This is a genomic window from Vibrio sp. (assembly GCF_050299255.1).
Taxonomy (GTDB): domain Bacteria; phylum Pseudomonadota; class Gammaproteobacteria; order Enterobacterales; family Vibrionaceae; genus Vibrio.
In genome coordinates, this window is record NZ_JBNKVP010000173.1 from 1 (window position 1) to 1,890 (window position 1,890).

Consider the following 1,890-nt stretch of genomic DNA (forward strand, 5'->3'; position numbering starts at 1 on the left):
TTATTTACAGCTAAGCGGCTGATTACATTACAACGGTCCGAAAAAATCGGCTTTTTTGAATATAGCGGTGCTTTTTTCTTGTTTTGGTTCTTTCCAATAGGTATTTGGTTTTTACAGCCAAAGGTTAATCAGCTTTACAATGAGAAAAGCGCATAACAAACAAGGATAGATCGTGAGAGCGAAGCGAGCCACGATCTGATGTGGTCTACTAAAACCGGACACCGAGTTAAGGTTGTAAAATACCAAAACGAGGTGAACGATGACAACAGAAAAACGAAAAAGAAGAACCTTTACAGAAGATTTCAAACGAGATGCAGTAGCACTGATTACCGAACAGGGTTACAAGGTTTCAGAAGCATCCCGCAGTCTTGATGTTGGAGAGAACCAATTACGACGATGGAAGCGGCAGTTTGAAGAGGAAGCGACAGGCGGCAGCCTGAACGAGGATGAGCGCGAGGAGCTGAAGCGATTGCGCAAAGAGAATCAGCTGCTACGGATGGAGAAAGAAATATTAAAAAAGGCCAGTGCGTACTTCGCGAAGGAAATGAAATGAAGTACGCATTTATACGGGATCATGTTAATCACTGGCCAGTGGTTCATCAGTGTCGATTTCTGGGTGTGAGTCAAAGCGCCTATTACGACTGGCTGAACCGGCCATGCAAGATCATTCCGTCGCAGGAGCTGGCGCTGAGGCGACGCATGAAGGCGTTGTTTGCCGCCTCACGCGAGTCGCTTGGTAGCCGCACGATGATGGAGAAGCTGCGCGAGGAAGGATTCGAGATTGGGCGGGAACGCACACGTAACCTAATGAAAGTACTGAAGCTGAAGGTCAAACAGAAGCGCAAATTCAAAGTGACGACGGACAGCAAGCACAGCTTGCCTACGGCAGATAACGTACTGGATCGCCAGTTCTCGCCTTCGGCGCCCAACCAGGTTTGGGGTACAGATATCACTTATCTGTGGACACAGGAAGGCTGGCTTTACCTGGCGGTGGTAATTGATTTGTACTCACGCCGCGTGGTTGGCTGGGCGATGGACCGGCGGATGAAGAAAGCGCTGGTGATTCGTGCACTGATGATGGCGATCAACCTGAGGAAGCCATCACCCGGTCTGATTCACCATTCTGACCGTGGCAGTCAATACGCCAGTCATGATTATCAAAAGCTGTTGAAACAGCATGGTATGATCCCGAGCATGAGTCGCAAGGGTAACTGCTGGGACAATGCGCCGGTGGAACGCTTCTTCAGCAGTCTGAAACGAGAATGGACGGGTGACCGTTTGTATCGAACACGGCAGCAGGCAATGGCTGATGTTCGTGAATATGTGGCGGTGTATTACAATGCCAGTCGTCTGCATTCGACGCTGGGTTATAAAACGCCGCTTGATTATGAAAAAACTCTTAACAAAGTGTCCGGGAACAGTTGACCACTACAGAGACCCGGTGTCTCGATATGCATTTTTATGTGTTATGTACATACAGTAAACCGTAAAAAATGTGCCAATGAGGTATAAATATAGTAATAACTCCATGTATAAGAAGTATGGCGAATAATTAAATATTGTTACTAAATCATTGTATACAACTGAAATACCATGTTGCGCACCAATATTAAACTGCTCAATACTTATTGACAATTGCGTACGATAAAATGAATACAGTGCGCCAGTAAGTAATGAAAACAATGTCAGAATGTTATTTGATTTATATATGCTTATGAGCAGTACTATAGTGCCTATTACGAAAATGGTTAATGACTGGTAATAGCCTGCATAATAGCCAGATATAAGGTGATCACTCATGGATTTATCTATATCGTAACCTTTTAACTCACTAATGGAATACTCCACAGATGGAAACAAATAAAAATAAGTTACAGCAAATAACAGCCA

2 protein-coding genes are annotated in these 1,890 nt (G+C 44.8%); one reads left to right on the forward strand and one right to left on the reverse strand.

Going from position 1 to position 1,890, the window contains the following annotated elements; translation table 11 throughout:
- Positions 1-259 precede the first annotated feature (259 nt).
- Positions 260-1,425, forward strand: a protein-coding gene (locus tag ACQY6F_RS18875; RefSeq protein WP_428776652.1) for an IS3 family transposase whose coding sequence is annotated in 2 segments (ribosomal slippage) — positions 260-536 and positions 536-1,425 — 1,167 coding nt in all. Because the reading frame shifts where the segments join, the coding sequence is not laid out codon by codon here.
- 3 nt (positions 1,426-1,428) lie between these two features.
- Here the strand turns inward: ACQY6F_RS18875 and ACQY6F_RS18880 are convergent.
- The coding region (locus tag ACQY6F_RS18880) for a hypothetical protein (RefSeq protein ID WP_428776653.1) at positions 1,429-1,890 on the reverse strand (462 nt) is incomplete at its 5' end.